The organism is Streptomyces sp. NPDC015242 (genome assembly GCF_043079125.1).
Lineage (GTDB): Bacteria > Actinomycetota > Actinomycetes > Streptomycetales > Streptomycetaceae > Streptomyces.
In genome coordinates this window covers 230,362-254,798 of sequence record NZ_JBIBUF010000009.1, presented here as the reverse complement: position 1 = coordinate 254,798, position 24,437 = coordinate 230,362, and the positions used below count along the sequence as shown (strand labels likewise).

Genomic DNA, 24,437 nt, shown 5'->3' with positions numbered 1-24,437 from the left:
GACGTGCGTCAGGGCGTCAGCGCAGGAACGGGTCGACCGCGACGGCCACGAACAGCAGCGACACGTATGTGATCGACCAGTGGAACAGGCGCATCTCCTTCAGCTTCGCGCCCGTCACCTCGGCCTTCGCGCGGTTCTGCAGGCCGTGCGCCTCCCAGAGCCAGAAGCCGCCCGCCAGCAGGGCGACCGCCGTGTAGAACCAGCCGGTGTAGCCGAGCGGGGTCAGCAGCAGGGAGACGGCGACCATGACCCAGCTGTAGATCACGATCTGCTTGGCGACGACCTTGTTGGAGGCGACCACCGGCAGCATCGGCACGCCCACGCGCGCGTAGTCCTCCTTGACCTTCATGGACAGCGGCCAGTAGTGCGGCGGCGTCCAGAAGAACATCACGAGGAACAGGATGATCGGCGCCCACGACATCGAGTTCGTGACCGAGGACCAGCCGATCAGCACCGGCAGGCAGCCGGCGATGCCGCCCCAGACGATGTTCTGCGAGGTGCGGCGCTTGAGGATCATCGTGTAGACGACCACGTAGAACAGGAGCGCGCCGAGGGAGAGCCAGGCGCTCAGCCAGTTCACGGTGAGGCCGAACAGCAGGGTCGACGTGATCGCCAGGGTGATGCCGAAGGCGAGGCACTCGCGCGGGCTGACCATGCCGGTGACCAGCGGGCGCTGCGAGGTGCGGTCCATCAGCGCGTCGATGTCGCGGTCGATGTACATGTTGAGGGCGTTGGCGCCGCCCGCGGACATGTAGCCGCCGACGCAGGTCAGCAGCACCAGCGTCAGGTCGGGCACGCCCTGCTGCGCCAGGAACATCACCGGCACCGTGGTGATCAGCAGCAGTTCGATGATCCGCGGCTTGGTGAGAGCCACGAACGCCATGACACGGGCCCCGAACGGCCGGTGGGCCGGGCTCTGGTCCGTCCCGAGCAGACCCGCTGGACGGGATTCAACGGCCGTCACGCACACCCCTACAGAGACAGTCCAGCGAGCCCCACCGTGTGAAGTGACGGTAAAGGCTCGCGCGTACCACGCCACTTTAGACGTTGCCCAGAGTCGGACATTCGCGGGGGTCGCCTCGTGTTGGCGGGCGGCTTCCGACGGGCGGCCGGAAGCTCGATTGAGCACCCGGATGAGCGGCTCCGTATTCACCTGTCGAATGCGGTACGGACCGGTCGGGAGGCGGATCGGAATGAGTCCCTGCACTCTGGAGTGACTCGAAAGAACGCACGTCCCACGGGGGTAGGCTCGGCTGCGGCCGGTGGGCGCCCCGAGACACCGGCATCCGACATGTGGAGAGGAGCCCTGACCCAGGGTGAGCATCAAGCCGACCACCACAGACCTCGAGTGGACCGAGTTGGACCAGCGGGCCGTCGACACCGCGCGTGTCCTGGCCGCCGATGCCGTACAGAAGGTCGGTAACGGCCATCCCGGCACGGCCATGAGCCTGGCGCCCGCCGCCTACACCCTCTTCCAGAAGGTGATGCGGCACGACCCGGCGGACGCCGACTGGGTCGGGCGGGACCGCTTCGTGCTGTCCGCCGGCCACTCGTCCCTGACCCTCTACACCCAGCTCTACCTGGCCGGCTTCGGCCTGGAGCTGGACGACCTGAAGTCCTTCCGCACCTGGGGCTCGAAGACCCCCGGCCACCCCGAGTACGGGCACACGACCGGTGTGGAGACGACGACCGGCCCGCTCGGCCAGGGTGTCGCCAACGCGGTGGGCATGGCGATGGCCGCCCGCTACGAGCGCGGCCTGTTCGACCCGGAGGCCCCGGAGGGCGAGTCGCCCTTCGACCACTTCGTCTACTGCATCGCCGGTGACGGCTGCCTCCAGGAGGGCATCTCCGCCGAGGCGTCCTCGCTGGCCGGCCATCAGAAGCTCGGCAACCTGATCCTGCTGTGGGACGACAACCACATCTCGATCGAGGGCGACACCGAGACGGCCGTCTCCGAGGACACCGTCAAGCGGTACGAGGCCTACGGCTGGCACGTGCAGCGGGTCGAGCCGCAGGAGAACGGCGACCTGGACCCGGCCGCGATCTACGAGGCGATCCAGCAGGCCAAGGCCGTCACGGACCGGCCGTCGTTCATCGCGATGCGCTCGATCATCGCCTGGCCGGCCCCGAACGCGCAGAACACCGAGGCCGCCCACGGCTCGGCGCTCGGCGACGACGAGGTCGCGGCCACCAAGCGGGTCCTGGGCTTCGACCCGGAGCAGACCTTCGAGGTCTCCGACGAGGTCATCACGCACACCCGCAAGGCGCTGGAGCGGGGCCAGGCGGCACGCGCGGTGTGGGAGAAGGCGTACCAGCAGTGGCGCGACAACAACCCCGAGCGCGCCGCCGAGTACGACCGGATCGCCAAGGGCGAGCTGCCCAAGGGCTGGGAGGAGAAGATCCCGGTCTTCGAGGTCGGCAAGGGTGTCGCGACCCGCGCCGCGTCCGGCAAGGTCCTCCAGGCGCTGGGCGCCGTCATCCCCGAGCTGTGGGGCGGCTCGGCCGACCTGGCCGGCTCGAACAACACCACGATCGACAAGACCAGCTCCTTCCTCCCGGCGGACAACCCGCTGCCGGAGGCGGACCCGTACGGCCGCACGATCCACTTCGGCATCCGCGAGCACGCGATGGCCGCCGAGATGAACGGCATCGCGCTGCACGGCAACACCCGCATCTACGGCGGCACCTTCCTGGTGTTCTCCGACTACATGCGCAACGCGGTGCGGCTGTCGGCGCTGATGCACCTGCCGGTGACGTACGTGTGGACGCACGACTCCATCGGTCTCGGTGAGGACGGCCCGACGCACCAGCCGGTCGAGCACCTCGCCTCGCTGCGCGCCATCCCGGGCCTGAACGTCGTGCGCCCGGCCGACGCCAACGAGACGGCCATCGCCTGGCGCGAGATCCTGCGCCGCTGGACGAAGGAGTTCGGCAAGGGCCAGCCGCACGGCCTGGCGCTGACCCGGCAGGGCGTGCCGACCTACGAGCCCAACGACGACGCGGCCAAGGGCGGTTACGTCCTGTTCGAGGCCGAGGGCGGCGACCCCGAGGTGATCCTCATCGCCACCGGCTCGGAGGTGCACGTCGCCGTCGAGGCGCGTGAGCAGCTCCAGGGCGCCGGCGTGCCCACGCGCGTGGTGTCGATGCCGTCCGTGGAGTGGTTCGAGCAGCAGGACCAGGGGTACCGGGACAGCGTCCTGCCGCCGTCCGTCAAGGCGCGTGTCGCGGTGGAGGCCGGCATCGGTCTCACCTGGCACAAGTACGTCGGGGACGCCGGCCGCATCGTTTCCCTGGAGCACTTCGGTGCTTCGGCCGACGGCAAGGTGCTCTTCCGGGAGTTCGGCTTCACTGCCGAGAACGTGGCCGCCGCCGCCCGGGAATCGATCGCCGCAGCCCAGCGCTGACGCTCATATACGACACGTAGGAGATGGAATTTCCATGACAGACGCACTCAAGCGCCTCTCCGAGGAAGGCGTGGCGATCTGGCTGGACGACCTGTCGCGCAAGCGGATCACGTCCGGCAACCTCGCCGAGCTGATCGACCAGCAGCACGTCGTGGGCGTCACCACCAACCCGTCGATCTTCCAGAAGGCGATCTCCCAGGGCGACGGCTACGACACGCAGCTGACCGACCTCGCGGCCCGTGAGGTCACCGTCGAAGAGGCCATCCGCATGATCACCACGGCGGACGTCCGCGACGCCGCCGACGTGCTGCGCCCCGTCTTCGACGCCACCGGCGGCAAGGACGGCCGCGTCTCGATCGAGGTCGACCCGCGCCTGGCGCACAACACGCGGGCCACCGTCGCCGAGGCCAAGCAGCTCGCGTGGCTGGTGGACCGCCCCAACACCCTCATCAAGATCCCGGCGACCGAGGCGGGCATCCCGGCGATCGCCGAGACCATCGGCCTGGGCATCAGCGTCAACGTCACGCTGATCTTCTCGCTGGAGCGCTACCGCAAGGTCATGGACGCGTTCCTGACCGGCCTGGAGAAGGCCAAGGAGCGCGGCCTGGACCTGTCGCAGATCCACTCCGTGGCCTCGTTCTTCGTGTCCCGCGTGGACACCGAGATCGACAAGCGGATCGACGCCCTGGGCACCGACGAGGCCAAGGCCCTGCGCGGCAAGGCCGCCGTCGCCAACGCCCGCCTCGCCTACCAGGCGTACGAGGAGGTCTTCTCCTCGGACCGCTGGAACGCCCTGGAGAAGGCCGGCGCCAACAAGCAGCGTCCGCTGTGGGCGTCGACCGGCGTGAAGGACAAGGCGTACAGCGACACCATGTACGTCACCGAGCTGGTCGCCCCGAACACGGTGAACACCATGCCGGAGGCGACCCTGTTCGCCACCGAGGACCACGGCGAGATCACCGGCGACACCGTCGCCGGCACCTACGAGCAGGCCCGCGCCGACCTCGACGCGGTCGAGCGGCTGGGGATCAAGTACGACGAGGTCGTCCAGCTGCTGGAGAAGGAGGGCGTCGAGAAGTTCGAGGACTCCTGGAACGACCTGCTGAAGTCGACCGAGGCCGAGCTGAAGCGCCTCGCCCCCTCGGAGGGCTGAACAGGTGTCGAGCAGCAATCCGCTGCGTGACCCCGCGGACCGACGGCTCCCGCGTATCGCGGGGCCGTCGGGCCTGGTCATCTTCGGCGTCACGGGCGACCTGTCCCGCAAGAAGCTCATGCCCGCCGTGTACGACCTGGCCAACCGGGGTCTGCTGCCGCCGGGCTTCTCGCTGGTGGGCTTCGCCCGCCGCGAGTGGGCGCACGAGGACTTCGCGCAGGAGGTGCACGACGCGGTCAAGGAGCACGCCCGCACGCCCTTCCGCGAGGAGGTCTGGCAGCAGCTCATCCAGGGCATGCGGTTCGTGCAGGGCACGTTCGACGACGACGACGCGTTCGAGCGGCTGCGCTCCACGATCGAGGAGCTGGACAAGGCGCAGGGCACGGGCGGCAACTTCGCCTTCTACCTCTCGGTGCCGCCGAAGTCCTTCCCGGTGGTCATCCAGCAGCTGAAGAAGCACGGGCTGGCGGACCAGACCGGCGGTTCCTGGCGGCGCGCGGTGATCGAGAAGCCGTTCGGGCACAACCTGAAGTCGGCCGAGGAACTGAACAAGGTCGTCCACGAGGTCTTCGCCCCGGACCAGGTCTTCCGCATCGACCACTACCTGGGCAAGGAGACCGTCCAGAACATCCTGGCGCTGCGCTTCGCCAACACGATGTTCGAGCCGATCTGGAACCGGTCCTTCGTCGACCACGTGCAGATCACCATGGCCGAGGACATCGGCATCGGCGGCCGGGCCGGCTATTACGACGGCATCGGCGCCGCCCGTGACGTCATCCAGAACCACCTGCTCCAGCTGATGGCCCTGACGGCCATGGAGGAGCCCGCGTCCTTCGACGCGGACGCGCTGGCCGCCGAGAAGACCAAGGTCCTCGGAGCGGTGCGGCTGCCGCAGGACCTGGGCCGCGACACCGTGCGCGCCCAGTACGCGGCCGGCTGGCAGGGCGGCACCAAGGTGCGCGGTTATCTGGAGGAGGAGGGCATCGACGCCTCCTCGAAGACCGACACCTACGCCGCGATCAAGCTGGAGATCGACAACCGCCGCTGGGCGGGCGTCCCCTTCTACCTGCGCACCGGCAAGCGGCTCGGCCGCCGGGTGACGGAGATCGCGGTCGTCTTCCAGCGGGCCCCGCACTCCCCCTTCGACTCCACCGCCACCGAGGAGCTCGGCTCCAACGCGATCGTCATCCGCGTCCAGCCGGACGAGGGCGTGACGGTCCGCTTCGGCTCCAAGGTGCCGGGCACGTCGATGGAGATCCGGGACGTGTCGATGGACTTCGCGTACGGCGAGTCCTTCACGGAGTCCAGCCCCGAGGCGTACGAGCGGCTCATCCTGGACGTCCTGCTCGGTGACTCGAACCTCTTCCCGCGCACCGAGGAGGTCGAGCTGTCCTGGAAGATCCTCGACCCGATCGAGGAGTACTGGGACACCAACGGCAAGCCCGCCCAGTACCCGGCCGGTACCTGGGGGCCCGTCGAGGCGGACGAAATGCTCGAGCGACACGGACGGAGCTGGCGCCGGCCATGAAGACAGACCTGACCGACACCACGGCCAGCAAGATCAACAAGGCGCTGGTGCAGGGCCGCCGGGCGATCGGCACCCCCGCGGTCGGCATGGTGCTCACGCTGGTCATCGTGACGGACGAGGAGAACGCCTACGACGCGCTGAGGGCCGCGAGCGACGCCGCGCACGAGCACCCCTCGCGCACGCTGGTGGTCATCAAGCGCGTCTCCCGCTCGCCCCGCGACCGCACGCAGTCCCGGCTGGACGCGGAGGTCCGGGTCGGCGCGGACGCCGGCACGGGCGAGACGGTGGTGCTGCGGCTGTACGGCGAGGTCGCCGACCACGCCCAGTCGGTGGTGCTGCCGCTGCTGCTGCCGGACGCGCCGGTGGTGGTCTGGTGGCCGGTGAACGCTCCGCTCGACCCGGCGAAGGACCCCTTGGGGGCCCTCGGGCAGCGCCGCGTCACCGACACCTACGCCTCCGAGCAGCCGGTGCGGGACCTGGCCACCCGGTCCGGCACCTACACCCCCGGCGACACGGACCTGTCCTGGACCCGCATCACGCCCTGGCGTTCCATGCTGGCCGCGGCCCTGGACCAGGTGGCCTGCGAGGTCAGGTCCGTCGAGGTGGAGGGCGAGGAGTTCAACCCGAGCTGCGAGCTGCTGGCGATGTGGCTCGCGGACCGGCTGGACGTCCCCGTGCAGCGGTCGCTGTCCAGCGGCCCGGGTCTGACGGCGGTCCGCATGGACACCACCTGCGGCCCGATCCGCCTGGACCGTGCCGACGGCTCCCTGGCCACGCTCTCCATCGAGGGCCAGCCCGACCGTGCGGTGGCGCTCAAGCGCCGCGAAACGGCCGAGCTGATCGCGGAGGAGCTGCGCCGGCTGGACCCGGACGACACGTACGCCTCGGCCCTGCGGTACGGGGTGGACCGGCTGAAGGCCTCGGGCCCGGTGCCCAAAAGTGACGGGCGTGCCCGGCTCGCCCGCCCCACGCCCGTCGAGGCGGCTGCGAAAGCTCCCGCTGCGCAGGCGACGGCCCAGGCGCCGGTGAAGCAGGAGCCGCCCACGCCGGAACCGGTCCGGAAGGCGGAGGTGAAGTGAGTACGGCACCGCAGCTGGTCGTCCACCGGGACAAGGAGCTGATGGCGCAGGCCGCGGCGGCCCGGCTGATCACCCGGATCGTCGACGCGCAGGCCTCCCGGGGCTCGGCGTCGGTGGTCCTGACCGGCGGCCGCAACGGCAACGGCCTGCTGGCCGCGCTGGCGGCCGCCCCGGCACGGGACGCCGTCGACTGGTCGCGGCTGGACCTGTGGTGGGGCGACGAGCGCTTCCTGCCCGAGGGCGACCCGGAGCGCAACGTCACGCAGGCCAGGGGGGCGCTGCTGGACGCGGTGCCGCTCGACCCGAAGCGGGTGCACGCGATGCCCGCGTCGGACGGCCCGCACGGCGACGACGTGGAAGCGGCGGCCGCCGCGTACGCGGAGGAACTGGCGGCCGCGGCCGGCCCGGAGAACCACGGGCCCGTCCCCGCGTTCGACGTGCTGATGCTGGGCGTCGGCCCGGACACGCACGTCGCGTCCCTCTTCCCGGAGCTGCCGGCGGTCCGGGAGACCGACCGCACGGTGGTCGGCGTGCGCGGCGCGCCCAAGCCGCCGCCGACACGGGTGACGCTGACACTGCCGGCGATCCGCGCGGCCCGCGAGGTGTGGCTGCTCGCGGCCGGCGAGGACAAGGCGCGGGCGGCGGCGATCGCCCTGTCGGGCGCGGGCGAGATCCAGGCCCCGGCGGCCGGGGCGTACGGCCGCAGCCGCACCCTGTGGCTGCTGGACGCGGCGGCGGCTTCGGAGCTGCCGCGGTCGCTGTATCCGCCGGCGTCCGCCTGACGGCGCGCACGTCGCGCTGCCTCTTCACCGGAGCGGCCGGAACCCTTGATCGCAGGGGGTCCGGCCGCTTCGGTGTGCCCGGCGCTCAGCTGCCGCCCAGCACCCGGGCGGTGTAGGCGGCCAGCTCAACCCGGAGCCGCTCACGTGTCAGGTGCTCCCGGCCGGTGAGGTGGTCGACGAGGTCCGCGCGGACCGCGGCCAGCAGCGCGTGGGCGGTGAAGCCGGCATCGGGGAAGCCGGGGAGCTTTTCCAGGACGTCCCGGAGCGTGCCGTGCCACCAGTCGTAGTGCGCGGCGCGGTAGGGGCTGTCGCTCGCCGTGCCCTCCAGGGCCACGGACAGGTGCCGGTGGTCGATCTTGAAGCACAGCAGGGCGTCGAGGAGGGCCGGGACGCGGTCGGCGGGGGGCGTCGCGGGCCCCAGCGGGCGAGGGCCCTCGGCGACGGCGAGGCGGATCGGTTCGAGCCGGGACTCGTAGAGCGCGCGGATCAGGCCGGTGCGGTCGCCGAAGCCGCGGAAGAGGGTGCCCTTGCCGACGCCGGCGGCCGCCGCGATGTCGGCCATGGTCACGTCCTCGGGGCTCGCGCACGTGGCGAAGAGCCGGTCGGCCGCCGCCAGCACGGACTCGCGGTTGCGCAAGGCGTCCGCGCGGGGCTTGCGTTCGGGCACGGGATGCCTCCGTCTCCTCCGGGCCGTGAAGCGGACTACAGGTCCGCATCTTGCGAAGCGGACCGCGGGTCCGTATTCTCTTTCAAGCGGACCAGCGGTCCGTATCGTATCGGAGGGATTCCCATGACTTCATCCATGACTTCGTCCACTGCTCCGTCATCGGCTTCGTCCACGGCACTCCCGACGCCGTCCCCGTCCCCCGCCGACGTGTTCCGCCGCAGTCTGCGGCTGCTGCTCGACAAGGACGTCGACGGCTGGGTCGGGCTCTGGGACGACGACGGTGTCATGGAGTTCCCGTTCGCGCCCGAGGGGTGGCCGAGGCGGCTGGAGGGCAAGGCCGCCGTCCTCGACTACATGCGGGACTACCCCGACCACATCGACCTGCGGGAGATCCCCGACCTGACGATCCACCGCACCGACGACCCGGCGACCGTCGTGGTGGAGATGCGCGCGGTGGGGCGGCTGGTCGCGAGCGGCGCCCCGTACGACATGACGTACATCGCCGTGGTGACGGTCACCGACGGCCGTCTCACCCACTACCGCGACTACTGGAACCCGCTCGCCGTCCCCCAGGACGGCACCGCCGACTTCGCGGGGAGCGCCCGGTGAGCGCCGCCACCCTCGTCGTCGGCGCCACCGGCACGACCGGCGGACGCGTGACCCGGCTGCTGACCGCGCGAGGCCGGCGGGTTCGGGCCGCGAGCCGCCGTGCGACCCCGGTCGCCGGCGCCGAGCCGGTCCGGTTCGACTGGTACGACCCGGGGACGTTCGAGGAGGCGCTGCGGGACGTGGACCGGGTCTACCTGGTCCCGCCGGTCGGGGACCCCGACCCGGCCGCCGTCATGCTGCCGTTCCTGGAACGGGCCCGCGCGGCCGGGGTGGGCCGGGCCGTGCTGCTCGGATCGTCGGCGATCCCCTCCGGCGGCCCGGCCGTGGGGCAGGTGCAGCAGGCCCTGCCCGGCCTGTTCGAGACGTGGGCGGCCTTGCGGCCCTCGTGGTTCATGCAGAACCTCACCGGTGACCACGAGCACGCCCGGAGCATCCGCGAAGAAGGAGTCGTACGGACCGCGACGGGCGACGGGCGCGTGGCCTTCGTGGACGCCGACGACATCGCCGCCGTCGCCGCGCACGCGCTGACCTGCGACGGCGACGCGGGCGGAGATCTGGTCGTCACCGGGCCGCAGGCGCTGAGCTACGACGACGCCGCCGCCGTTCTCAGCGAGGTGACGGGGCGTCCCGTGACCCACCGGCGGCTGACGTACGAGCAGTTGCGCGACCGGCTGGCACGGAGCCTCCCGCCGGAGTTCGCCGCGGTCCTCGCCGGTCTGGACCGGGACATCGCCGCGGGGGCCGAGGACCGGGTCACCGACACGGTCGAGCGGCTCACCGGCCGCCCACCGCGCAGCCTGCGCGCGCACGTGGAGCGCACGCAGGCTGCGGTGGGCGGCCGGAGGGCCGGGGCGGCGGCTACTTGACCGACCCCGCCATCACCCCCTGCACGAAGTGCCTCTGGAACGCGAAGAACACCACGACCGGGACGATCAGGGACAGGAACGCCCCGGGGGCCAGGACGTCGATGTTGCTGCCGAACTGGCGTATCTGGGACTGGAGTTCCACGGTCAGCGGCTGTGCGGAGCTGTCCGCGAACAGCAGGGCCACCAGCATGTCGTTCCACACCCACAGGAACTGGAAGATGGCCAGGGAGGCGATCGCCGGGCGGCCCACCGGCAGGACCAGGCGCGTGAAGATGCGCCACTCGCTGCCGCCGTCCATCCGGGCCGCCTCCAGCATCTCCTTCGGCATCTCGGCGAAGTAGTTGCGCAGCAGGAACACCGCGAACGGCAGGCCGTAGGCGACGTGGAAGAGCACGACCCCGGGGATCGTGCCGAACAGGCCGAGCTGCCCGAAGAGTTTGGCGACCGGCAGCAGGCCGATCTGCACGGGCACGACCAGCAGCGCGACGACGACCAGGAAGATCGTCTCCCGCCCGGGGAAGTCCAGCCACGCGAACGCGTACCCGGCGAGCGCCGCGACGACCACGACCAGCACCGTGGTCGGCACCGAGATCAGCACCGTGTTCCAGAACGCCTGGGTGATGCCGGCGTTCTGCAGCAGCGCCGAGTAGTTGTCGAAGGAGAGCTGCCCGGGGCTGGTGAACACCGTCCACCAGCCGCCCTTCGCCGTGTCCTCGGCGGACCGCAGCGAGGACAGGAACAGCCCGGCCAGCGGTGTCATCCACACCAGGCCGACCAGCACGAGAAAGGCCTGGACGACGCCGTTGCCCAGGGAGCGCCGTACCGCGTTCATCGCTGACTCCTTCGGAAGCGGCGGACGTTGAAGACCATGGCGGGGACGACCAGCAGCAGGAGCAGCACCCCGAGCGCGCTGCCGAGCCCCTGGTTGTTGCCGCCGCCGAACGACACCAGCCACATCTGCGTGGCCAGCACGGTGGCGTCCTCCTGCACGGGCCCCGGCGCGATGATGTAGACGAGGTCGAAGACCTTCATCACGTTGATGACGAGGGTGACGAAGACGACCGTGAGGACCGGGGCGAGCAGCGGGACCGTGATGCGGCGGAAGATCTGCCACTCGTTCGCGCCGTCCATCCGGGCCGCCTCCAGGGCGTCCCGGGGCAGGGTCGACAGGCCCGCACCGATGAGGACCATCGCGAAGCCGGTCCAGATCCACAGGTAGGCGCCGATGATCGCCGGGGTGACCAGCGCGGGGCCCAGCCAGGAGACGCCCTCGTAGGGCGGGGCGAAGTTGGACGCCGGCAGTTCCACCGCGTAGGAGCCCGGCTCCAGGTCCTCGAAGCGGAAGGAGCCGTCGGCACCGGTCGTCGCCGTGGCGACCCGCTCGCCGTCGCGGACCGCCGCGACCTTCATCCCGGGCAGTCCGCTCTCCCGCGCGTCGACCTTGCCCTGTTCGCCTCCCCCGCCGGGGGTGAAGTCCAGGTAGACCACACCGCGCAGTTCGTCGGCGGCGGCCTGCTGCCGCACCGCCCCGGAGGCGGGCCGGGCGTCGCCGGGCAGGTCGCCGGGCTGCACGCCGACCAGGCCCAGCGTCACCGCGTCGCCGGGCGAGACGGACCCGCTCGTGCGGTAGGAGCCGTCCTTCTCCTTCGTCAGGCCCTGCCCGTCCCGCGCCCGGGCCGTCGGGTAGGAGGACTGCTCCTTGAACGCGTCGTGGACGGAGACGACCGCCGCGTTCAGCACGCCCTTGTCCGGGTCCTCGTCGTAGGCGAGCCGGAAGATGATGCCGGCGGCGAGGAAGGAGACCGCCATCGGCATGAACAGGAGCAGTTTGAAGGCGGTGGCCCAGCGGACCTTCTCGACCAGGACGGCCAGGATCAGGCCGAGTCCGGTGAGCAGGGCGGGGGCCACGACGACCCAGATCGCCGTGTTGCGCACGGCCTTGAGGGTCGCCGGGTCGCGGAACATCTCGGTGTAGTTGTCGCCGCCGACGAAGGTCGTGCCGGAGGCGTCGAAGAAGCTGCGGCCGACGCTGAACAGGACGGGGTAGACGACGAGCGCGCCGAGCAGGAGCAGCGCCGGGAAGACGAACAGCAGGGCGACGATCTTCCCGCGCCGCCGCAGCCGCCGGGTGCGGTCGGCGACCGGGCCCGGCGTCGGCGGGCTCGTCTCTTTCACGAGGGTGGCTGTCATGGCGTATCAGTCCTGGTACGCCTTGGCCGCCGCGGCCTCCAGCTTCGCCGCGGTGCCCTTCGGGTCGGACGGGTCGCGCAGGAAGTCCTGGAGCAGCTTCCACTCGCCGGTGCCCTTGGTGCCGCCGAAGGCCGCCGGGGCCTGGTCGGACATGTCGAAGCGGACCGAGTCGCCGGCCTCGACGAGGGACTTGGCGGTGGCGCGGGTGACGTCGTCGCCGTAGGAGGCGAGGTCGAGCTTCTTGTTCGGGGAGAGGAAACCGCCGGCCTCGGCCCACACCGCGGAGGCCTCCGGGGTGGCCAGGTACTCCAGGAGGGCCTGGGCGGCCTTCTGGTTCTTGCCGTCCTTGAGGACGACGGCCGCGTCACCGCCGCTGACCACCGGGGCCTCGCCGCCGCCGACCGCCGGGAAGGGGAAGAAGTTCGCGTCCTCGCCGACCTTCTTGCCGAACTGGTCCTTGGCGACACCGGCGACGAAGTCGCCCTCGTAGACCATGCCCGCCTCGGGCTCGGGTCCGAACACCTTCTCCACCGAGCCGGGGAAGTCGGTGTTCAGGGCGCCCTTCTGACCGCCCGCGATGAGCTGCTTGTCCTTGAAGAGCTTGCCGAGCGTGGTGAGGGCGTCGACCACGGAGGAGTCGGTCCACTTCAGCTCGTGCGCGGCGAGGGCGTCGTACTTCTCGGGCCCGGCCTGGGAGAGGTAGATGTTCTCGAACCAGTCGGTGAGCGTCCAGCCGTCCTGACCGGCGACGGAGAACGCGGCGAGCCCGGAGTCGGAGACGGTCTGCCCGGCCTCGAGCATCTCGTCGTACGTCTTCGGGGGCTTCACGCCGGCCTGGGCGAGGGCGTCGGGGCTGTACCAGACGGTCGACTTGTGCGCGGCCTTGAAGTACAGGCCGTACAGCGTGCCGTCGACGCTGCCGTACTCCTTCCACACGGGGGCGTAGCCCGCGTCGACGGCCTGCTCGGTCTTCTTCGACAGCGGCTTGATCCAGCCCTTCTGCGCGAACTGCTTGAGCACGCCGACCTGCGGGACCATCACGACGTCGGGGGCGTTGCCGCCCTCGATCTTGCTGCCGACGACGGTGGAGACGTTGTCACCGGTGGACGTGAACTGCGTCTTGGCGCCGGTCTTCTCGGTGAAGGCGTCCAGCACCTTCTGGAAGTTCTTCTGCTCGGTGCCGGACCAGACGCCCGCCACGGTGACGGTCTGGCCGTCGAGGGCCTTGTCGCCGCCGCCTGCCGCGACGGGGCCGCCGCCGCAGGCGGTCGCGCCGAGTGCCAGGACGAGTGCGGTGCAGCCGGTGAGCAGGGTGGTACGTCGTCGCATCATCGTTGATGTCCCTTCGGGAAGTTGACTTGCGGTGCGTTCAGGAACGGATCCACCAGGCGGCCGTCGAGCCGGAGAGCACTCCGGGCGGGCAGGGGCCGCTGGCGAGCAGCGGGGTGCCGGAGACCGGCGCGGGGGTGGGGGCGGTGCCGAAGTTGACGGCACACACCAGGTCGTCGCGCTCGAAGGCGAGCACGCCGGGCGGGGTGTCCAGCCAGCGCAGGGTGCCCTCGCCCAGCTGGGGCAGCGCGGAGCGCAGCTGGAGGCCGTCGCGGTACAGGTGCCAGAAGGAGCGGGTGTCGGCCAGGGCGCGGTCGGTGGCGTACTGGGCGAAGTACTCGGGCTGCGGCAGCCACGGCTTGGCGCTCTCCGCGCCCGGGGTGAAGCCGAACGGGGAGGCCTGGCCCGACCAGGGCAGCGGCACGCGGCAGCCGTCGCGGATGCGGGCCCTGCTGCCGGTGCGGCGGAAGATCGGGTCGGTGAGCACGTCGTCGGGCAGGTCGACGACCTCGGGCAGGCCGAGTTCCTCGCCCTGGTAGATGTAGGCGGCTCCGGGCAGCGCCAGCATCAGCAGCGCGGCGGCGCGGGCCCGGGCGGCGCCGAGGCCGCTGCCCTCGGTGGCGGGTTCGCCGTAGCGGGTGACGGTGCGGACCTGGTCGTGGTTGTTGAGGACCCAGGTGACCGTGGAGCCGGTGCCGGCGATGTCCTGCATGGCCTCGGAGATGACCTTGCGGAAGGCGTCCGGGTCCCAGGGCGCGCTGAGCAGGTCGAAGAAGAAGGCCTGGTGCAGTTCGTCGGGGCGGACGTACTGGGCGTGCTCGCGGGCGGTGGGGACGGAGACCTCGCCGACGAGGAGGCGTTCGCGGCCGTCGCGCGCGGTGTACTCCTCGCAGAGGGAGCGCCAGCGGCGCCACACGTCGTGCACCTCGGGCTGGTTCCAGGCGAGCGGGTTGACCGAGTCGCGGGTGCGGGCGTCGGCCTCCGGGTCGTCGGAGTCGGGCAGTTCCGGGTGCTTGAAGAGGCCGGCGGCGACGTCGATGCGGAAGCCGTCGATGCCCCGGTCCAGCCAGAACCGCAGGATCCGGTCGAACTCGGCGGCGATCTGCGGGTTGCGCCAGTTCCAGTCGGGCTGCTCGGGCGCGAACATGTGCAGGTACCACTGGCCGGGCCGCCCGTCGGGCTCGGTGACCCGGGTCCAGGCGGGGCCGCCGAACATCGAGTGCCAGTTGTTGGGCGGCTCGGAGCCGTCGGGGCCGCGGCCGTCGGCGAAGTGGAAGCGGGCCCGGGCGGGGCTGCCGGGGGCGGCGGCGAGCGCCTCGCGGAACCAGGGGTGCTCGCTGGAGCAGTGGTTGGGGACGATGTCGAGCAGCACCCTGATGCCGAGCCGCCGGGCGGAGCCCATCAGCAGGTCGAACTCGCCGAGGTCGCCGAAGAGCGGGTCGACGTCGCAGTAGTCGGCCACGTCGTAGCCGTGGTCGTGCTGCGGCGAGGGATAGAAGGGGCTCAGCCAGATCCCGTCCACGCCGAGCTTCTTCAGGTACGGCAGCCCGGCCCGGACCCCGGCGAGGTCGCCGATGCCGTCGCCGGTGCTGTCGAGGAAGCTGCGGACATAGACCTGGTAGATGACCGCGTCCCGCCACCAGTGGTACTTACTCAGCATGCATGCATGTTATGTAGCGGCGTCAGAGAGGTGTCAACGAAAAGAACAGAAGCTACCGGCCGGTTGAGCTCACAAACAGGGGCACAATCGGACACATCGAAGCCACTTGAGATGCCCTCGTTACCTAACATGTAACTAGCGGGCGGAGATGACCGCCAGTTCACGCGCGAGCCGGCGCACCGCCGCCTCGGGGGTCTGCCGCCCGGCCATCGCGTCGTGCACGACGGCCTGCACCACCAGGCTCACCTGGTCGTAGCGGGGGCTCTTGGGCCGCGGCTCGGCCGTGAGCACGCTCTCGCGCAGGGTCGGCAGGTACGGGAACCGCCTGATCAGCTCCGGGTCCTCGTACAGATCGGCCCGCACGGGCGGCAGCGCGCCGCGCGTGAGGACCTGGCGCTGGACGCGCTCACTGGTGAGGTAGGCGATCAGCCGGGCCGCGGAGTCGGGGTGCCGGGCGTGCGCGCTGACGGCCAGGTTGGATCCGCCGAGCACACTGGTCCCCGGCCCGTCCGGCCCGGGCAGCGGCACGGCGCCGACCTCGCCGGCGACCTTCGAGCCGGGGGCGGAGGCGCCGACGTAGGCGTAGGGCCAGTTCCGCAGGAAGAGCAGCCGGCCGTCCTGGAAGGCCTGCTTGGACTCCTCCTCCTTGTACGTCAGGGCCTCTTGCGGGATCCAGCCCTCGCGCACCCCGCGCGCCAGGAAGCCGATGCCCTCGCGGGCCGCCGCCGAGTCGACCGTGACGCGCTCGCCCTCGTCGCCGAGGATCGAGCCGCCCGCCGAGTAGACGGCCTCGGCCGCGTTGACGGTGAGGCCCTCGTAGGGCAGGAACTGCCCGGCGTACCCGTCCAGGCCGTGCCTGGGGGCGATGGTCCTCGCGTACCGCTCCAACTCCGCCCAGGTGCGCGGCGGCTCGACGCCCTCCTCGGCGAGGATGTCCTTGCGGTACAGCAGCAGACCCGCGTTCGTGACGTACGGGACCGCGTAGAGCCGGCCGTCGTAGGTCGCCGTGTCCACGACCGGCTGGAGGAAGGTCCTCAGCGGAAAACGGTCACGGGGCAGGGGTCTGATCCAGCCCGCCGCGGCGAACTCCGAGGTCCAGTTGACGTCGATGTTGAGCACGTCGAACCGGCTGCGGTCACCGTCGCGCAGGTCGGTGGCCATCTGGGCCCGGGTCTCGTCGGCCGAGTCGGGCAGCTCGACGAGGGTGACCCGCTCGCCGGGGTGGGTGCGGTTCCAGCCCTCCAGCAGGGGGCCGAGATAGCCGGTGAGGTCCCCGGCGGTGGCCAGGGTGAGCGGCCCGCGGCCGCCCCGCGGCGGCTCGCCCGCCTGCGCTCCGGCGGCCGCGTAACCGGTCAGGACCACGACGAGAACGAGAAGGCCCCTACCGGCGGCACGGATCCACCGCATAGGTTCCTCCCTGTACACCGGCGACGGGCTCCCTTGCCCGGACAGAGGCCATGTATACCTGTTAGGTATGGGCGATACTAGGGCCTGGAGCACATTGGACCGGACAGGAGGACTGCACGCGTGCGCCTGCCCCTCCTGGCTCTCCTCGCCCGCGGACCCGCCCACGGCTACGAGCTCAAGCAGGACCTTGAGCAACTGCTGGGCTCCGCGTACCCTCAGCCGAACGTCGGCCAGATCTATGTGACCCTCGGCCGCCTCGAGAAGTCGGGACTGATCGAGGGCGAGGACGTGGCGCAGTCCAGCCGGCCCAACAAGAAGGTCTACCACCTCACCGACGCCGGGCGGGAGGCGCTGCGCGCCTGGTTCGAGGAGCCCGAGGACGAGCCGCGGGTACGGGACGAGTTCTTCATGAAGCTGGCGCTCGCCCCGCAGACCGGCCTCGCCGACCAGATCGCCCTGATCAACCAGCAGCGGCGCCAGTACCTGAACACCATGCGGCAGCTGTCGAAGCTGGCCGCCGCCGAAGACCGCGACAACCGCATCGCCCACCTGCTCATCGAGGGCGCGATGCTGCACCTGCAGGCCGACCTCGACTGGCTGGAGCGGTGCCAGGAAGAGCTGGAGGAGCTGGAGTGAGCGACGACCGTCCCGCTCCTGTGCTGCGTGCCGAGGGGCTGGTGAAGACCCACCACGGCGAGGGCGCGCCCGCCCACGCCGTGCGCGGGGTCGACCTGTGCGTCCACCGGGGCGAGTTCGTGGCGATCACCGGTCCCTCCGGGGCCGGCAAGTCGACGCTGCTGCACCTGCTCGGCGGGCTCCAGCGGCCGGACGCGGGCAGCATCTGGCTCGACGGCGAGCCGACCGGCGCCTACAGCGAGGCCCGCTGGGCGGTGGAGCGCCGCAAGCGCATCGGGATCGTCTTCCAGTTCTTCAACCTCGTGTCCAACCTGTCCGTCGCGGACAACGTGGAGCTGCCCGCCCTGCTCGCGGGGGTCGCGCCGAAGCGGGCCCGGGCCGAGCGGGAGCAGCTCCTGGCCGAGCTGGGGCTGACCGGCAAGGAGCGCAGCATGCCGGGCGAGCTGTCCGGCGGCGAGCAGCAGCGCGTGGCCCTGGCCCGGGCCCTGGTCAACCACCCGCCGCTGCTGCTGGCGGACGAGCCGGCCGGCAGCCTCGACAGCAAGGGCACCCGCGAGGTGATGCGGCTGCTGTCCCGCTTCCACCAGCGCGGCCAGACGATCCTGCTGGTCACGCACGACGCCCGGCTGGCGAGCGCCGCGGACCGGGTGATCAGCTTCTTCGACGGCCGCATCGCCGACGACGCCACCCTCGACGGCGGCACCCCGCCGCGCCGCGCCGGCATATCCGGCGTGCTGGAGCTGAAGGACTGAGATGCGCGTGTACGACGATCCCCGGAAGGGCTGACCCGTATGCGAGCCACCCTGCGCTGGGCCCACTCCGATCTGCGCACCCACCGCGGCGAGGCGCTGTTCCTCGTCCTGGCCACCGCGGGCATCGTCGCCTCCCTGCTGCTGGCCACGGCCCTGTTCGGCTACGCGACCAATCCCTGGCAGCGCGTCTTCACCCAGTCGCACGGGGCGCACGTGTGGCTGCACACCGACACCGCCGCCGACACCGGCGAGCTGGCCGCGCTGGACGGCGTCGACGAGGTCGCCGGCCCCTATGCCACCGCCGCCACCACCGTCTCCTCGGGCGGCAGCCGCGCCTCGGTCGAACTGCGCGCCACCGCCGAGCGCCCGTCCGTCGGCCGCCCGCCCCTGGTCTCCGGCCACTGGCTGGACCCGGCCACCCCGAACGGCGTGGTCCTGGAGAGCCGTCTGGCCCGTGCCCTGCTCGCGCAGCCCGGCGACACCCTCACCGTGCCCGGCACCGCCCGCGAGCTGACCGTCGTCGGCCTCGCCGACAGCGCCGAACCGCGCTACCGGCCCGGTGAGCAGCCGGGCCTGGTGTGGGCGCTGCCGCAGGCGGTGCCGGACCCCGGCGGGCAGGTGATCGGGCTGCGGCTGACCGACCCCGAGGACACGTCCTACGTCGTGCAGCGGGCCGTGACCGTGCTGGGCGCCGGGGCCATCGGGGAGGTCTCCACCTGGCAGCAGGCCCGGGCCGAGGCGCAGGGCGACAACCGGCTCCTCGGCCAGGTGCTGGGCCTGTTCGGGCTGGGCGCGCTGGTCGCCGCCGGACTCGCCGTGCACGGCGCGATCGGCACCCGCATCCGGGGGCATCTGCGCGACCTGTCCGTGCTGAAGGCGATCGGCTTCACGCCCGGCCAGGTCATGCGCGTCTTCCTCCTCCAGCACCTCGCCTACGCCCTGCTGGGCGCCGTGGCCGCCGCCGCGCTGGCCGAGGCCCTCGGCAGCCGGATCCCCGGACGGCTCGGCGACGCCGTCGGCGTGTGGCAGGGCCTGCCCGGGCACACCGTGGCCCTGTTCGTGATACCGGCCGGGGCGGTGCTGTTCATCGGCGCCACCACCGGGCTCGCCGCGTGGCGGGCCGGACGTGTGCCGCCGGTGCCGGTGCCGCGGCCCGCGGCGACCCCGGGCGGGCGGCTGTCCGGTGTGGCGCGCCGGGCCCTCGGCGTGCGGGTCCCGCCCGCGCTGGTGCTGGGCTGGCACAAGGCGTTCACCCGCCGGCCCCGGTCCCTGGCCACCGTCGCCCGCCTCACCCTGCCGCTGCTGCTGATCGTCGTGGCCCTGAGCGCGTGGACCACCATCGACCGCTTCCACAGCGAGCCGGAACGGGTCGGGCTGCCCACCACGCTCAGCGTCCGCGCCGACGCCGGCCTGAGCGACCGGGAAGCCCGCTCCCTGCTGGAACGCGACCCGCAGGTCGCCGCCGCCTACCCCGGCGTCGAGACGGCCGCGCTGGTCCCCGGCCAGACGGCGACCATCGCCCTGCGGGGCCTCGGCACCCGGCAGGAGCCCTATCCGTACACCCTCGCCGAGGGCCGCCCCGCGCGCGGCGCCGACGAGGCCGTGGCCGGGCAGGGGCTGCTCGACCTGCTCGATGTGCGCGTCGGCGACTGGGTGCGCATGACCGTCGGCGACCAGCCGCAGATCCTGCACATCGTGGGCCGCAGCATCGAACCGGAGAACGCGGGCCGGGTCATCTCCACGTCCCTCGACACCCTCCGCGCCAACGACCCCGCGCTGCGCCCGACCCTCTACGAGCTGCGGCTGGCCCCCGGCGCCGACCCCGGGAAGGTCGCCGAGCGGCTCGCCGCTGCCGGGCGCGGCCACCTCGACGTGCACACCGTGACCAACCCCGCCGACGGGCTCTCCCCGCTGCGCGCGGTGGTCGCCGGGCTGATCGCCGTCCTCGCCCTCATCGGGCTGATCGAGCTGCTGACCGCGATCGGCGGCACGGTCCGCGAGGGCGAGCGGGATCTCCTCGCGCTGAAGGCCATCGGCCTCTCCCCCCGGCAGATCACGGCGATCACCGTCACGGCCACCGGCTTCACGGCCCTCGCGGCCGTGCTGGCCGCCACCGTGCTGGGCCTGCCCCTCGCCCACTGGCTGATCGACGCCCAGGGCCGGTCGAGCGGCATCGGCGCCGGGATCGCCCAGGGGCCGTCGGCCGTGCTCATGCTGCTGCTCGGGGCGGCCGCGGTGCTCTGCGCCGGCGCGCTGGCCGCCGTCCCCGCGGCCCGGGCGGCCCGCCGCCGGCTCGCGGACACGCTCAGCGCGGTGGCCTGACCTCGACGGATCACCCGCCGGACCCGTTGCGGGGTCCGGCGGGTACTGGCCGATGGTCCTCCTAGTCCCGGCCGCGCAGCTCCCGGTAGGCCTTCACCAGGGCCTTCGTGGAGGCGTCCAGGCCCTCGACGTCGGCGCCCTCGGTCAGGGCGGGTTCGACGCGCTTGGCGAGGACCTTGCCGAGCTCGACGCCCCACTGGTCGAAGGAGTCGATGTTCCACACCGCGCCCTGCACGAACACCTTGTGCTCGTAGAGGGCGACCAGCTGGCCGAGGACCGACGGCGTCAGCTCGGGAGCGAGGATCGTCGTCGTGGGGTGGTTGCCGCGGAACGTCTTGTGCGCCACCAGCTCCTCCGGGACGCCCTCACCCCGCACCTCCTCGGGCGTCTTGCCGAAGGCCAGCGCCTGCGTCTGGGCGAAGAAGTTGGCCATCAGCAGGTCGTGCTGGGCCTTGAGCCGGTCGCTCAGCTCGGCGACCGGCCGGGCGAAGCCGATGAAGTCCGCCGGGATGAGCTTGGTGCCCTGGTGGATCAACTGGTAGTAGGCGTGCTGCCCGTTGGTGCCGGGCGTGCCCCACACCACCGGTCCCGTCTGCCACTGCACCGGACGGCCGTCGCGGTCCACCGACTTGCCGTTGGACTCCATGTCGAGCTGCTGGAGGTAGGCGGTGAACTTGGACAGGTAGTGGCTGTAGGGGAGCACCGCGTGCGACTGGGCGTCGTGGAAGTTGCCGTACCAGATACCCAGCAGGCCCAGCAGGAGCGGCACGTTGGACTCGGGCGGCGCGGTCCGGAAGTGCTCGTCGACGATGCGGAAGCCGTCGAGCATCTCCCGGAAGCGGTCCGGGCCGATGGCGATCATCAGGGACAGGCCGATCGCGGAGTCGTAGGAGTAGCGGCCGCCGACCCAGTCCCAGAACTCGAACATGTTCGCCGTGTCGATGCCGAACGCGGCGACCTTCTCCGCGTTCGTCGACAGGGCGACGAAGTGCCGGGCCACGGCGGACTCGTCGCCGAGCGCGTCCAGCAGCCAGGACCGCGCGGACGTGGCGTTGGTGACCGTCTCGATCGTGGTGAAGGTCTTCGACGCGACGATGAACAGCGTCTCGGCCGGGTCCAGGTCCCGGATCGCCTCGTGCAGATCGGCGCCGTCCACGTTCGACACGAAACGCACCGTCAGGGACCGGTCGGTGAAGGCGCGGAGCACCTCGTGAGCCATGGCGGGGCCCAGGTCGGAGCCGCCGATGCCGATGTTGACGACGTTGCGGATCCGCTTGCCGGTGTGGCCGGTCCACTCGCCGGAGCGCACCCGGTCCGCGAACGCGGCCATCTTGTCGAGCACCGCGTGCACACCGGGCACCACGTTCTCGCCGTCGACCTCGATCACCGCGTCCCGCGGGGCCCGCAGCGCGGTGTGCAGCACGGCCCGGTTCTCGGTGGTGTTGATGCGCTCGCCGCGGAACATGGCGTCCCGCAGCCCGAACACGTCGGTCGCGGCGGCCAGTTCGCGCAGCAGGCGCAGCGTGTCGTCGGTGACGAGGTGCTTGGAGTAGTCGACGTACAGGTCTCCGACCCGGAGGGCGTACGCGGTGCCGCGGCCGGGGTCGGCGGCGAACAGCTCGCGCAGCTGGACCTCGCCCAGCTCCTCACGGTGCTTGGCCAGCGCCGTCCACTCGGACGTCTGGTCGAGCCTGGTACGGCCGTCTGCGTTCATCTCGGACTTCAGCCTCTTTCCTGTCCTGCCTGTGCTGCTGCGTACCTGCCCCGCTGCCGGTCCCAACCTAATTGATCAGCGGTTGCCGTGGTCTGTCGTCGCGCCGTCCTGCGGCCCGACAACAGATACGTCCCGGCGGCTCCCGGGTATCAGCGCGAGGACGGACAGGACGAAGAAGGCGGCCGCGAGCAGGGCCGGAGTGTTCTCGCCCCAGGCGGTGGCGACGGCCCCGCCCAGCAGCGCCCCCACGGGCGCGCCCGCCACGGCGAGCGTCCGGTAGGCGGAACTCACGCGGCCCAGCATCCCGGCGGGGCTGCGCTCCTGCATGAGCGTCGTGGTGTTGACGTTCCACACCATGCCCATGAACCCGAAGACGGCCAGGGCGGCCGTCAGCGCGGCCAGGCTGCGCACCGAGCCCATGACGAGGAGGGCACCGGTCTGGGCCGTGCCCGCGGCGAGCACCATGCGCATCCGTCCGAAGCGAGCGACAAGGCGGCCGCCCAGCACTCCCCCGGCCAGGCTGCCCGCCGTGAAGGCGGTCAGCGCCGCCGCGTATCCCGCGTTACCGGCGTCGAGCCAGCCGGTCACCAGGACGACGAGGGTGGCGACCAGGGCGCCCACGCCGATGTTGCACAGGGCGGTGGCGGCGCACAGTCCGCGCAAGGACCGGTCGCGCGTCAGGGTGCGCAGCCCTTCGGCGATCTCGCGGCGCAGGGTGCTGCCCGCGGGTCTCGGCTTCCGCTCGGTCGCGGCGGCCGGCAGGGAGGCGACCAGGGCGGCGGCCACCAGGAACGTCACCGCGTCGGCGGCGAAGGGCACGGCCGCACCGCCCAGGAGCAGCAGCGGCACGGCCGGCCCGCCGAGCAGGCCGCCCGCGACGCGCTGGCCGGTCAGCAGCCGCGCGTTGGCACTGCCCAGCGCGTCCCGGCCGACCAGGGTGGGCAGCAGCGCCGTGGCGGCGTTGTCGAAGAGGGTCTGGAGCGTGGTGAGGGCGAAGGCCAGGGCGATGAGCAGGCCGATCGACGCGTGGCCGAGGGCGACGGCCACCGCGAAGGCGGCGACCAGCAGCCCGCGCACGGCGTCCACGAGCCACATGGCGCGCCGCTGGTCGACGCGGTCGGCGACGGCCCCGCCGACCAGGCCGAAGACGATCCAGGGCAGGTAGCCGCAGGCCGTGACGGAGGCGACGAGCAGCGGCTCGCCGGTGAGGCTGACGGCGAGCAGGGGCAGCGCGGCCGTGCGCAGCGCGTCGCCGAAGCTGGACAGCACGGCGGCGCTCCACAGCCGTCCGAAGCCCCCGCGCCACGCGGGCGCACGCACTCCCCCCACCTCGACCGTCGTCACCGCTCCCCCTCAGTTCGCCCGATGCACGAACCGTAGAGGGCACCACTGACAATCGGCCGGCGGCGGACCGGGAAAGCAGCTCCGGCCGGGCACCCACTGGTGCCCGGCCGGTCCCGTCGTCTAGATCTCGCCCCGCAGCTTGGCGAGCGCCTCGGCGAGGATCGCCTCGCCGTCCGCGTCGCTGCGCCGCTCCCGCACGTACGCCAGGTGCGTCTTGTAGGGCTCGGTGCGCGGCGGGTCCGGCGGGTTGTCCCGGTCCTGGCCGGCCGGGAAGCCGCAGCGCGGGCAGTCCCAGGTGTCGGGCACCTGCGCGTCGCTGGCGAAGCTCGGCTGGGTCTCGTGTCCGTTGGAGCACCAGAAGGAGATGCGCAGCCGCGGCGCGGACTCGCCGCGCTCGGCCTCGCCCATCGGCCCCGCCCCGACCCGGCTCCCCCGGATCGCGTTGCCACTTGCCACGGTCGTAACTCCCTGCGTGATGGTGCCGCGAAGCGAGTCGGCGTTCCGCTTCGCTGCGAGCGCCTCAGTCTACGTAAGGCCCAACGCGCGTCCAGTGATTGGAGTTACAACCCTCCCACCCAGACGCAAGCCCCATGATAGGCCGCGCTCAGCTGCGCGTACCGAACATGGGGCCTTACGTACGGGTTCCGTGCGGTTGCGGCTCGCTCAGTTGTTCACCTTCATCAGGATGCCGAGCACGACAATGCACGCGAACCACAGCAGACCGACCACGACGGTGATCCGGTCGAGGTTGCGCTCGGCGACCGAGGAGCCGCCGACGGAGGACTGCATACCGCCACCGAACATGTCGGAGAGGCCGCCGCCCTTCCCCTTGTGCATCAGCACCAGCAGCATCAGCAGCAGGCTGAAGACGATCAGGGCGATCGAGAACCCCAAAACCACGGCTGGACCAACTTCCTCGGACTCGGATGGACGACGCGGGGCCCAGCACGGCGCTGGACCCCGCAAGGGTACGACGAATCGCCGTTAGCGCATAC

General features: G+C 71.8%; 21 protein-coding genes. 10 read left to right on the top strand and 11 right to left on the bottom strand.

Going from position 1 to position 24,437, the window contains the following annotated elements; translation table 11 throughout:
• Positions 1–16 precede the first annotated feature (16 nt).
• A complete protein-coding gene (locus ACF07N_RS29185) occupies positions 17–970 on the bottom strand; it encodes a heme o synthase (RefSeq protein WP_383346732.1) in 954 nt (317 codons plus the stop codon).
• A gap of 346 nt (positions 971–1,316) precedes the next feature.
• Here ACF07N_RS29185 and tkt point away from each other — a divergent pair, with 346 nt between their 5' ends.
• Genes tkt through pgl form a run of 5 tightly spaced genes read left to right on the top strand, consistent with a single transcriptional unit; the run spans position 1,317 to position 7,946 of the window.
• Positions 1,317–3,404, top strand: a complete 2,088-nt coding sequence (gene tkt, locus ACF07N_RS29180; protein WP_392118475.1) for a transketolase — start codon at positions 1,317–1,319, stop codon at positions 3,402–3,404.
• Between the two features lie 34 nt (positions 3,405–3,438).
• Positions 3,439–4,557, top strand: a complete 1,119-nt coding sequence (tal, locus tag ACF07N_RS29175; RefSeq protein ID WP_311683645.1) for a transaldolase — start codon at positions 3,439–3,441, stop codon at positions 4,555–4,557.
• A 4-nt stretch (positions 4,558–4,561) separates the two neighbouring features.
• Complete coding sequence (zwf, locus tag ACF07N_RS29170; protein ID WP_383331843.1) at positions 4,562–6,085, top strand: glucose-6-phosphate dehydrogenase; 1,524 nt, start codon at positions 4,562–4,564, stop codon at positions 6,083–6,085.
• Positions 6,082–7,164 (top strand): glucose-6-phosphate dehydrogenase assembly protein OpcA, encoded by a 1,083-nt coding sequence (gene opcA, locus ACF07N_RS29165; RefSeq protein WP_383331841.1) that lies wholly within the window; start codon positions 6,082–6,084, stop codon positions 7,162–7,164. Before zwf ends, opcA begins: the two co-directional genes overlap by 4 nt.
• Positions 7,161–7,946, top strand: a complete 786-nt coding sequence (pgl, locus tag ACF07N_RS29160) for a 6-phosphogluconolactonase (protein ID WP_392118470.1) — start codon at positions 7,161–7,163, stop codon at positions 7,944–7,946. Before opcA ends, pgl begins: the two co-directional genes overlap by 4 nt.
• Positions 7,947–8,031: 85 nt before the next feature.
• Here pgl and ACF07N_RS29155 read toward each other — a convergent pair whose 3' ends face one another.
• Entirely contained in the window at positions 8,032–8,613 is a 582-nt protein-coding gene (locus tag ACF07N_RS29155; protein WP_392118467.1) for a TetR/AcrR family transcriptional regulator, read from the bottom strand.
• A gap of 135 nt (positions 8,614–8,748) precedes the next feature.
• Here ACF07N_RS29155 and ACF07N_RS29150 point away from each other — a divergent pair, with 135 nt between their 5' ends.
• Together ACF07N_RS29150 and ACF07N_RS29145 are read left to right on the top strand one after the other, a co-directional pair.
• Positions 8,749–9,222: a nuclear transport factor 2 family protein gene (locus ACF07N_RS29150; RefSeq protein WP_392118465.1), complete on the top strand. Its 474-nt coding sequence runs from the start codon at positions 8,749–8,751 to the stop codon at positions 9,220–9,222.
• Positions 9,219–10,088 carry an NAD(P)H-binding protein gene (locus ACF07N_RS29145; RefSeq protein WP_392118462.1) on the top strand — a complete coding sequence of 290 codons (870 nt, stop codon included), beginning with the start codon at positions 9,219–9,221 and terminating at the stop codon, positions 10,086–10,088. Before ACF07N_RS29150 ends, ACF07N_RS29145 begins: the two co-directional genes overlap by 4 nt.
• Here the strand turns inward: ACF07N_RS29145 and ACF07N_RS29140 are convergent.
• The 5 genes from ACF07N_RS29140 to ACF07N_RS29120 form a co-directional block, all read right to left on the bottom strand.
• Positions 10,081–10,920 (bottom strand): carbohydrate ABC transporter permease, encoded by an 840-nt coding sequence (locus tag ACF07N_RS29140; RefSeq protein ID WP_383331830.1) that lies wholly within the window; start codon positions 10,918–10,920, stop codon positions 10,081–10,083. The two genes, ACF07N_RS29145 and ACF07N_RS29140, sit on opposite strands and share 8 nt — an antisense overlap.
• Entirely contained in the window at positions 10,917–12,278 is a 1,362-nt protein-coding gene (locus ACF07N_RS29135) for an ABC transporter permease subunit (protein ID WP_392118458.1), read from the bottom strand. Before ACF07N_RS29135 ends, ACF07N_RS29140 begins: the two co-directional genes overlap by 4 nt.
• A gap of 6 nt (positions 12,279–12,284) precedes the next feature.
• Positions 12,285–13,610: an ABC transporter substrate-binding protein gene (locus ACF07N_RS29130; protein ID WP_392118455.1), complete on the bottom strand. Its 1,326-nt coding sequence runs from the start codon at positions 13,608–13,610 to the stop codon at positions 12,285–12,287.
• Positions 13,611–13,647: 37 nt separating this feature from the next.
• A complete protein-coding gene (locus tag ACF07N_RS29125; RefSeq protein ID WP_392118452.1) occupies positions 13,648–15,267 on the bottom strand; it encodes a glycoside hydrolase family 13 protein in 1,620 nt (539 codons plus the stop codon).
• A gap of 135 nt (positions 15,268–15,402) precedes the next feature.
• Entirely contained in the window at positions 15,403–16,674 is a 1,272-nt protein-coding gene (locus ACF07N_RS29120) for an ABC transporter substrate-binding protein (RefSeq protein WP_392118449.1), read from the bottom strand.
• 120 nt (positions 16,675–16,794) lie between these two features.
• On the opposite strand from ACF07N_RS29120, the gene ACF07N_RS29115 reads away from it, so the two are divergent.
• From ACF07N_RS29115 to ACF07N_RS29105, 3 genes are read left to right on the top strand one after another with little or no spacing between them, the layout of a single operon-like run.
• Complete coding sequence (locus ACF07N_RS29115) at positions 16,795–17,310, top strand: PadR family transcriptional regulator (RefSeq protein ID WP_031117406.1); 516 nt, start codon at positions 16,795–16,797, stop codon at positions 17,308–17,310.
• Positions 17,307–18,062 carry an ABC transporter ATP-binding protein gene (locus ACF07N_RS29110; protein WP_383331820.1) on the top strand — a complete coding sequence of 252 codons (756 nt, stop codon included), beginning with the start codon at positions 17,307–17,309 and terminating at the stop codon, positions 18,060–18,062. The genes ACF07N_RS29115 and ACF07N_RS29110 overlap by 4 nt, the downstream gene beginning before the upstream one ends.
• A 39-nt stretch (positions 18,063–18,101) precedes the next feature.
• The gene (locus ACF07N_RS29105; RefSeq protein ID WP_383331818.1) at positions 18,102–20,384 is read left to right on the top strand and encodes an FtsX-like permease family protein; all 2,283 of its coding nucleotides are present in this window, start codon (positions 18,102–18,104) and stop codon (positions 20,382–20,384) included.
• Positions 20,385–20,445: 61 nt separating this feature from the next.
• Here the strand turns inward: ACF07N_RS29105 and pgi are convergent, their stop codons facing one another.
• The 4 genes from pgi to secG all read right to left on the bottom strand — a co-directional run bounded on the left by pgi (position 20,446) and on the right by secG (position 24,336).
• A complete protein-coding gene (pgi, locus tag ACF07N_RS29100) occupies positions 20,446–22,098 on the bottom strand; it encodes a glucose-6-phosphate isomerase (RefSeq protein ID WP_392118446.1) in 1,653 nt (550 codons plus the stop codon).
• A gap of 75 nt (positions 22,099–22,173) precedes the next feature.
• The gene (locus ACF07N_RS29095; RefSeq protein ID WP_392118443.1) at positions 22,174–23,442 is read right to left on the bottom strand and encodes an MFS transporter; all 1,269 of its coding nucleotides are present in this window, start codon (positions 23,440–23,442) and stop codon (positions 22,174–22,176) included.
• Between the two features lie 120 nt (positions 23,443–23,562).
• Positions 23,563–23,898, bottom strand: coding sequence for an RNA polymerase-binding protein RbpA (locus ACF07N_RS29090; protein ID WP_003957010.1), 336 nt, complete (start codon positions 23,896–23,898; stop codon positions 23,563–23,565).
• 207 nt (positions 23,899–24,105) lie between these two features.
• Positions 24,106–24,336, bottom strand: a complete 231-nt coding sequence (secG, locus tag ACF07N_RS29085; protein WP_009300451.1) for a preprotein translocase subunit SecG — start codon at positions 24,334–24,336, stop codon at positions 24,106–24,108.
• Positions 24,337–24,437: the final 101 nt, after the last annotated feature.

Excerpts from the sequence above, each read along its gene's own strand:
- tal (WP_311683645.1), top strand. The coding sequence starts at position 3,439 with ATGACAGACGCACTCAAGCGCCTCTCCGAGGAAGGCGTGGCGATCTGG.
- opcA (WP_383331841.1), top strand. The coding sequence starts at position 6,082 with ATGAAGACAGACCTGACCGACACCACGGCCAGCAAGATCAACAAGGCG.
- ACF07N_RS29150 (WP_392118465.1), top strand. The coding sequence starts at position 8,749 with ATGACTTCGTCCACTGCTCCGTCATCGGCTTCGTCCACGGCACTCCCG.
- ACF07N_RS29140 (WP_383331830.1), bottom strand. The coding sequence starts at position 10,920 with ATGAACGCGGTACGGCGCTCCCTGGGCAACGGCGTCGTCCAGGCCTTT.
- ACF07N_RS29135 (WP_392118458.1), bottom strand. The coding sequence starts at position 12,278 with ATGACAGCCACCCTCGTGAAAGAGACGAGCCCGCCGACGCCGGGCCCG.
- ACF07N_RS29130 (WP_392118455.1), bottom strand. The coding sequence starts at position 13,610 with ATGATGCGACGACGTACCACCCTGCTCACCGGCTGCACCGCACTCGTC.
- ACF07N_RS29125 (WP_392118452.1), bottom strand. The coding sequence starts at position 15,267 with ATGCTGAGTAAGTACCACTGGTGGCGGGACGCGGTCATCTACCAGGTC.
- ACF07N_RS29120 (WP_392118449.1), bottom strand. The coding sequence starts at position 16,674 with ATGCGGTGGATCCGTGCCGCCGGTAGGGGCCTTCTCGTTCTCGTCGTG.
- ACF07N_RS29105 (WP_383331818.1), top strand. The coding sequence starts at position 18,102 with ATGCGAGCCACCCTGCGCTGGGCCCACTCCGATCTGCGCACCCACCGC.
- pgi (WP_392118446.1), bottom strand. The coding sequence starts at position 22,098 with ATGAACGCAGACGGCCGTACCAGGCTCGACCAGACGTCCGAGTGGACG.